Genomic DNA, 6,258 nt, shown 5'->3' with positions numbered 1-6,258 from the left:
AAAGTTGAAAAAAAGAAACCCCTATCCCCTCAAGATTGAGGGGCAGGGGAGTTGAAGTGTCGAAGACACTTTTTTACCTCAATGACCGGGGGCGTGTCACTTACAACGAATTATGCCGGAAATGCCAGCATGGGTGCAAGCAGAGCTTCCGGGCGGTTGTGATTGACTGCCCCCGTTATTTATCCAAACGAGCAAAGAAAAAGGAGGAACACACCGAATGAATTTTGAATTTATGACGATAGACACACCATTGCCGCCCTGTATGGCTTTTCCAAGAGCGTTGACAGGGTTTCCAGTCAGCAGCACCGCAAAGGTCATGTACTGCCGGATGTTGGACGCTATGCTCTCCAATGGGCAGGAGGACGAGAACGGAATCCTGTTTGTCTGCTTCCCTGTCACAGCCATTGCCGCAGTCCTGTCCCGCAGTCCTATGACGGTCAAGCGTTCTTTGAATGAACTGGAAAACGCCGGACTTATCATGCGGGTGCGTCAGGGCGTTGGAGAACCAAACAGGATTTATGTGCTGATACCGGGAAAGGAGGACGCTGCCCTTGCCTGATACCTCAAAGCTGGAAAAACTCAATCGGGAGTTGGAGAAAAGCGAAAAGAAACTGCGGAAAGCCATCAATGATGAAAAGGCATTGCAGCACCAGTTAAAGCAGCTTACCCGAAAGGAACGGACGCACCGGCTCTGTACTCGTGGCGGTATGCTGGAAAGTTTTCTGCAAGAGCCGGAACGCCTGACAGATGATGATGTCATGCTGTTGTTGAAACTCATTTTTCACAGGCAGGACACGCAGGAACTATTGAAAAAACTGCTGGAACGGGAGAAACCGGAAACCCCTTAGTTTACTAAGGGCGCAATTATACACCACCCAGAGGTTGGTGCATTGCGTTCTCCGAAGGCTCCTCACCGGAGGGCTGTGATTTTCCGCAGTCATGGTCTGCTCCAAATCAAACAGGGGACGCTACGCTTCCCCTGCGCTGGCTGCCGCCAGCTACCCTTTTGTGGACTTGCCATCTGGGGACACCTTGCGTTGCAAGTTGTTCCCAGCCGACAAGTTTTACAAAATCTCTCTATACTTTGACGGTCGAATAAAGTATAATGAAGTCAACGACTAATCGGAAGTTCAATGTGAGGAAAATTAGATGAAGAAAAAGTCTTATTGGTTAAGTATTAGTGTGTTCGTATTGATACTGATATGGACGGTTTATTATTATGCAATGCAGTACACAGGAGGATTTGCAGACTTAAAGGACTCTATTGTTTGTGGGATTGTAGGTTTGATATGTATCGTATTTATCGTGAAAAGAACTATTGACTTTTTGAAAAACAAAAAATCGTAAAATTCAAGTTTGCCACCCACACATCGGGTCAACTTGTCCCGAACTTTTACAGCTAAATATCCGCCGCCTTCACAGCGGCACACCGAGCAGGAAATCTGAAAAAGGTCTCCTGCTTTTTTTCTGCCAAAATGAGGTGGTAAAACGCCACCCCATCCACCAATTACCGAAAGGAGGGACACGAAATGCCCTGCCCACACAACGAAATCACGATTGTTCAGCGCAGCCAGCGACAGTCTGCGGTTGCCGCCGCTGCTTACCAAAGCGGCGAAAAGCTGTTCTGTGAATACGACCAGCAAGTGAAGCACTACCCGGAAAAGCGTGGTATTGTCCACAATGAAATTCTGCTCCCGGCAAACGCCCCACGGTCGTATGCAGACCGCAATACCTTATGGAACGCCGCCGAAGCGGTGGAAAAGCAATGGAACTCCCAGCTTGCAAGGCGGTGGGTGCTTACCATCCCAAGAGAGATACCACCCGACCAGTATGCTGTCCTTGTCCGGGAGTTTTGCCAGAAGCAGTTTGTTTCCAAAGGCATGATTGCTGATTTTGCAATCCATGACCCCCATCCGCCGGGACACAATCCCCACGCCCATGTCATGCTCACTATGAGGGCAATGGACGAACATGGAAAATGGCTTCCCAAGAGCCGCAAGGTTTATGACCTTGACGAAAACGGGGAACGGATAAAACTTCCGTCCGGCAGATGGAAAAGCCACAAGGAGGATACGGTGGATTGGAACGACCAGAAGTATTGCGAAATCTGGCGGCATGAATGGGAGGTCATCCAGAACCGCTATCTGGAAGCCAATGACCGCCCAGAGCGTGTGGACTTGCGTTCTTATGCCAGACAGGGGCTTGATATTATCCCTACTGTCCATGAGGGAGCTGCTGTCCGGCAGATGGAAAAGCGGGGTATCCAGACGAACATCGGCAACCTGAACCGGGACATCAGAGCCGCCAACCGCCTGATGAAGTCTATCCGGCAGCTCATTCAAAACCTCAAAGGCTGGATTACCGAGCTGGGAGAAAAACGAAAAGAACTGCTTGCACAAAAGGCGGCGGAGGAAGCGACACTTCTTCCCAATCTGCTGATGAAGTATATGGAGATACGAAAGGAAGAACGGAAGGACTGGACAAGGGCTGGACAGAACCGGGGGACTTCACAGGACTTAAAGGCAGTCAGCGAAGCTCTGTCCTATCTCCGGCAAAAGGGGCTTTCCACTGTGGAGGACTTAGAAGCATTTCTGGAATCTTCCGGGAAATCAGCCGCAGATTACCGCAATCAGATGAAGCCAAAGGAAGTCCGCAGCAAAGTGATTGACGGGATTCTTGCCAGCCGAACAGACTGCAAGGAATGTAAGCCTTTCTATGAGAAGTACCAGAAGATATTTTTCAAGAAAACAAAGGAGAAATTCAAACAGGAACACCCGGATGTTGCCCGGTATGAGAAAGCCGCTGCCTACCTTGCCAAGCACCCGGACGATAAGGACAGTACCCAAAAGGAGCTGCAAGAGGAGCAGGAAAAACTTCTCAGCGAAATCGCAGAGCTGAAAGTACCGCTGACCGAGGTACAGGAGGATTTGAAGAAGCTGCGGGACATCCGCTACTGGGTACGGAAAGCCACACCCGGCACAGAGGAAAGTAAAGAGCCGCCTAAGAAGCAGCCCATCAAGGAAGTCTTGCAGGATAAGGCGGACGAGAAAAAGGCTCAAAGAACCGCCCCGGCACAGGCGAAACACAGACAACAGGATATGGAACTTTAACAGGCACTTGCCATTTTCAATCAGAGAATGTCAGGTGCTTTTCTTATTTTCAAGGAGGGATAGATTTGAATGTATTTGAAGCTGTGAAGCAGTCCGTCACAACAAGACAGGCTGCGGAGCATTATGGAATCCATGTAGGTCGGAACGGGATGGCTTGCTGCCCGTTCCATAACGATAAAACCCCAAGTATGAAGCTGGATCGGCGTTACCACTGCTTCGGCTGCGGTGCGGATGGGGATGTGATTGATTTTACCGCCGCCCTGTATGGGCTGGGAAAGAAAGAAGCTGCCGTACAACTGGCACAGGACTTCGGGCTTTCCTATGAGGACTGGAAACCGCCGGGAAAGGCAAAAAAGCCCAAGCCCCGGCAGAAATCCCCGGAGGAACAGTTTCAGGAAGCAAAGAACCGCTGCTTCCGTATTCTTGCCGATTATCTTCACTTGCTTATGGCATGGAGAACGGACTACGCCCCGCACTCCCCGGAGGAAGCCTTTCATCCCCGGTTCGTGGAAGCCTTACAGAAGCAAGCCCAAGTGGAATATCTGCTGGATATATTGCTGTTCGGGGAGACAGAGGAAAAAGCGGCTTTGATTACGGACTACGGAAAGGATGTGATACAGCTTGAACAGCGAATGGCAGAGCTTGCAGCCGCAGACGCAGCAAGAATTAAAAAACACCATGAACGCCATGCAGCCACCCCAGAGCATTGAGGAAATCAAAGCGGGACTGGAAACTACCGAGAAAGGCGGTGTCCGTCAGAGCATACGGAACTGCCTGACCGTATTCCAGCGTGACCCGCTGCTTTCCGGGGCTATCGCATACAACATCCTGACCGACCGCAAGGACATCATAAAGCCCATCGGCTTCCACAGAGAAAGCACCGCCCTGAACGATACGGATATGAAGTATCTGCTTCTCTATCTGGAAGAAACCTATGGGCTTACCAATGAGAAAAAGATTGATAATGCCATCGGGATTGTGGCGAATGAAAACAAGTACCATCCCATCCGGGACTACCTAAGTGCCCTTGTGTGGGACGGGACAGAACGAATCCGTTTCTGTCTGCGGCACTTTCTGGGGGCTGACGCAGACGATTACACCTATGAAGCGTTGAAGCTGTTCCTGCTGGGTGCAATCTCACGAGCCTTTCAGCCGGGGTGCAAGTTTGAAATCATGCTCTGTCTGGTAGGCGGTCAGGGGGCTGGCAAGTCCACTTTCTTCCGTCTGCTGGCAGTCCGGGACGAGTGGTTCTCCGATGATTTGCGGAAGCTGGACGATGAAAATGTGTACCGCAAGCTGCAAGGTCACTGGATTATCGAAATGTCGGAAATGATGGCAACCGCCAACGCCAAGAGCATTGAGGAAATCAAGTCGTTTTTAAGCCGGCAGAAAGAGGTCTACAAGATACCCTATGAAACCCACCCGGCAGACCGCCCCCGTCAGTGCGTGTTTGGCGGCACTTCCAATGCCCTTGACTTCCTGCCCCTTGACCGTTCCGGCAACCGCCGCTTTATCCCGGTCATGGTGTACCCGGAGCAAGCTGAGGTTCACATTTTGGAGGACGAAGCCGCTTCCAGAGCCTATATCGAACAAATGTGGGCAGAAGCGATGGAGATTTACCGAAGCGGCAGGTTCAAGCTGGCTTTCAGCCCCGCCATGCAGCGGTATCTCAAAGAACACCAGCGGGATTTTATGCCGGAGGACACCAAAGCCGGGATGATACAGGCGTATCTTGATAAGTACACCGGGAGCATGGTCTGTTCCAAGCAGCTCTACAAGGAAGCCTTAAACCATGCCTTTGACGAGCCGAAGCAATGGGAAATCCGGGAAATCAACGAGATTATGAACCAGTGCATTGACCGCTGGCGGTACTTCCCGAACCCAAGAATGTTTTCAGAATATGGCAGACAAAAGGGCTGGGAGCGTGAAAACCCGGCAACGGACTCCGGCAACCCGTCTGAAAAAACGATGGATGGTTTTGTGGAGGTCACAGAACAGATGGAGCTTCCATTCTGAAAATGACCGCCCGTTGCACCCCCTGTTGCTATCCCGTTGCCGAGCCGGTTGCCGGGGAAAACCCCTTATTTCCGGGCTTTTCTCCCTTATAACAACCAAAACAACAGAAAAATAAAAGAAAAGTATAAATAGTAACCATCGCCAGATTGAGATTGTTTGCAAGGTCTTTTGAAGCCCGTTGCCGGACTTCGTTGCCGACACCCTCTGTCTGGCTATTTTCATGTATGGAGGATAACTGCCTATGGCAAAAAACAAAACAGAGATTCATGTGACCACTGTATTTGACGGGGAACTGGACGCAACCGATGTGTTCGTCAGTCTGATTTCCCAGAAATACGGTAAAACAAATACAAAAGAATATCTTGCTAAAAAGAAAGATATAGGCTATAATGAAGATGAGGTTCAAAAGAGCCAGATACCGTCTGGATTGTGTGGGTAAATGGCTATGATGAACGAAATGGAATACAGAACAATCGGTTCGGCACTTGCCGGGGGCTATCGTGCGGCGGTCTATTGCAGGCTGTCAAAGGACGATGACCTGCAAGGCGAAAGTGCCAGTATCGCCAACCAGCGGGATATGCTGGAAAAATACTGCGAAAAGCAGGGATGGGAGGTTGTGGCAGTCTATCAGGACGATGGCTTCACAGGTCTTAATATGGAGCGTCCTGATTTACAGAGAATGTTGAGAGCCATTGAGCGCAGGCAAATCAACCTTGTCATCACGAAAGACCTCAGCCGACTGGGGCGGAACTATCTGCAAACCGGGCATTTGATTGAGGACTTTTTCCCAAGAAACGGTGTCCGCTATATCGCCATGAATGACGGTATCGACACCCTGCGGGATAACAACGATATTGCCCCGTTCAAGAATATCCTGAACGAGATGTACAGCAAGGATATTTCCAAGAAAGTCCATTCCTCTTATCTTCTGAAAGCGCAGAAAGGACAGTTTACCGGGTGTCTTGCCCCGTTTGGGTATCGGAAAGACCCGGAGGACAAAAACCATCTGCTCATTGACGAGGAAACCGCCCCGATTGTGCGACTGATTTTCGGATATGCCCTGAACGGTCATGGTCCGAACTATATTCGCAGACGGCTGGAGGAAGAAAAAATCCCCTGCCCCACATGGTGG

The 6,258-nt window shown here is 50.3% G+C and carries 9 protein-coding genes; 8 read left to right on the top strand and 1 reads right to left on the bottom strand.

Translation table 11 applies throughout. From position 1 onward, the window contains the following. The first annotated feature begins 23 nt into the window (after positions 1–23). From AB5170_RS22105 to AB5170_RS22080, 6 genes are all read left to right on the top strand, one after another. Entirely contained in the window at positions 24–221 is a 198-nt protein-coding gene (locus tag AB5170_RS22105) for a hypothetical protein (protein WP_368361652.1), read from the top strand. Next, on the top strand, positions 218–559 hold the full coding sequence (locus tag AB5170_RS22100; RefSeq protein ID WP_173772494.1) for a DeoR family transcriptional regulator: 342 nt from the start codon (positions 218–220) through the stop codon (positions 557–559). Before AB5170_RS22105 ends, AB5170_RS22100 begins: the two co-directional genes overlap by 4 nt. Then, entirely contained in the window at positions 552–848 is a 297-nt protein-coding gene (locus AB5170_RS22095) for a DUF3847 domain-containing protein (RefSeq protein ID WP_002594808.1), read from the top strand. The genes AB5170_RS22100 and AB5170_RS22095 overlap by 8 nt, the downstream gene beginning before the upstream one ends. 681 nt (positions 849–1,529) lie before the next feature. Continuing rightward, entirely contained in the window at positions 1,530–3,110 is a 1,581-nt protein-coding gene (gene mobQ / locus AB5170_RS22090; protein ID WP_227623143.1) for a MobQ family relaxase, read from the top strand. Positions 3,111–3,175: 65 nt separating this feature from the next. After that, entirely contained in the window at positions 3,176–3,820 is a 645-nt protein-coding gene (locus tag AB5170_RS22085; protein ID WP_368361650.1) for a CHC2 zinc finger domain-containing protein, read from the top strand. After that, a complete protein-coding gene (locus AB5170_RS22080) occupies positions 3,789–5,126 on the top strand; it encodes a virulence-associated E family protein (protein ID WP_118728687.1) in 1,338 nt (445 codons plus the stop codon). The genes AB5170_RS22085 and AB5170_RS22080 overlap by 32 nt, the downstream gene beginning before the upstream one ends. 28 nt (positions 5,127–5,154) lie before the next feature. Here the strand turns inward: AB5170_RS22080 and AB5170_RS22075 are convergent, their stop codons facing one another. After that, positions 5,155–5,394 carry a hypothetical protein gene (locus AB5170_RS22075; RefSeq protein WP_021682886.1) on the bottom strand — a complete coding sequence of 80 codons (240 nt, stop codon included), beginning with the start codon at positions 5,392–5,394 and terminating at the stop codon, positions 5,155–5,157. Between AB5170_RS22075 and AB5170_RS22070 the strand changes: the two genes are divergently transcribed. After that, the gene (locus AB5170_RS22070; RefSeq protein ID WP_002569220.1) at positions 5,368–5,565 is read left to right on the top strand and encodes a hypothetical protein; all 198 of its coding nucleotides are present in this window, start codon (positions 5,368–5,370) and stop codon (positions 5,563–5,565) included. The two genes, AB5170_RS22075 and AB5170_RS22070, sit on opposite strands and share 27 nt — an antisense overlap. After that, positions 5,566–6,258: recombinase family protein (locus tag AB5170_RS22065; protein WP_368365159.1), on the top strand; the 693-nt coding region annotated here is incomplete at its 3' end.

This window comes from Ruminococcus sp. RTP21484sp1_RTP21281st1_A8_RTP21281_210402, from assembly GCF_040914025.1.
In the GTDB taxonomy this organism is placed as follows: Bacteria; Bacillota; Clostridia; order Lachnospirales; family Lachnospiraceae; genus Blautia_A; species Blautia_A faecis.
The sequence above is the reverse complement of the archived record's forward strand: the minus strand, read 5'-3'. Positions and strand labels throughout refer to the sequence as shown.

What these genes read in the sequence shown, in the direction of transcription:
- AB5170_RS22100 (WP_173772494.1), top strand. Translation starts at nt 218, where the DNA reads ATGAATTTTGAATTTATGACGATAGACACACCATTGCCGCCCTGTATG.
- mobQ (WP_227623143.1), top strand. Translation starts at nt 1,530, where the DNA reads ATGCCCTGCCCACACAACGAAATCACGATTGTTCAGCGCAGCCAGCGA.
- AB5170_RS22080 (WP_118728687.1), top strand. Translation starts at nt 3,789, where the DNA reads ATGAACGCCATGCAGCCACCCCAGAGCATTGAGGAAATCAAAGCGGGA.
- AB5170_RS22070 (WP_002569220.1), top strand. Translation starts at nt 5,368, where the DNA reads ATGGCAAAAAACAAAACAGAGATTCATGTGACCACTGTATTTGACGGG.
- AB5170_RS22075 (WP_021682886.1), bottom strand. Translation starts at nt 5,394, where the DNA reads ATGAATCTCTGTTTTGTTTTTTGCCATAGGCAGTTATCCTCCATACAT.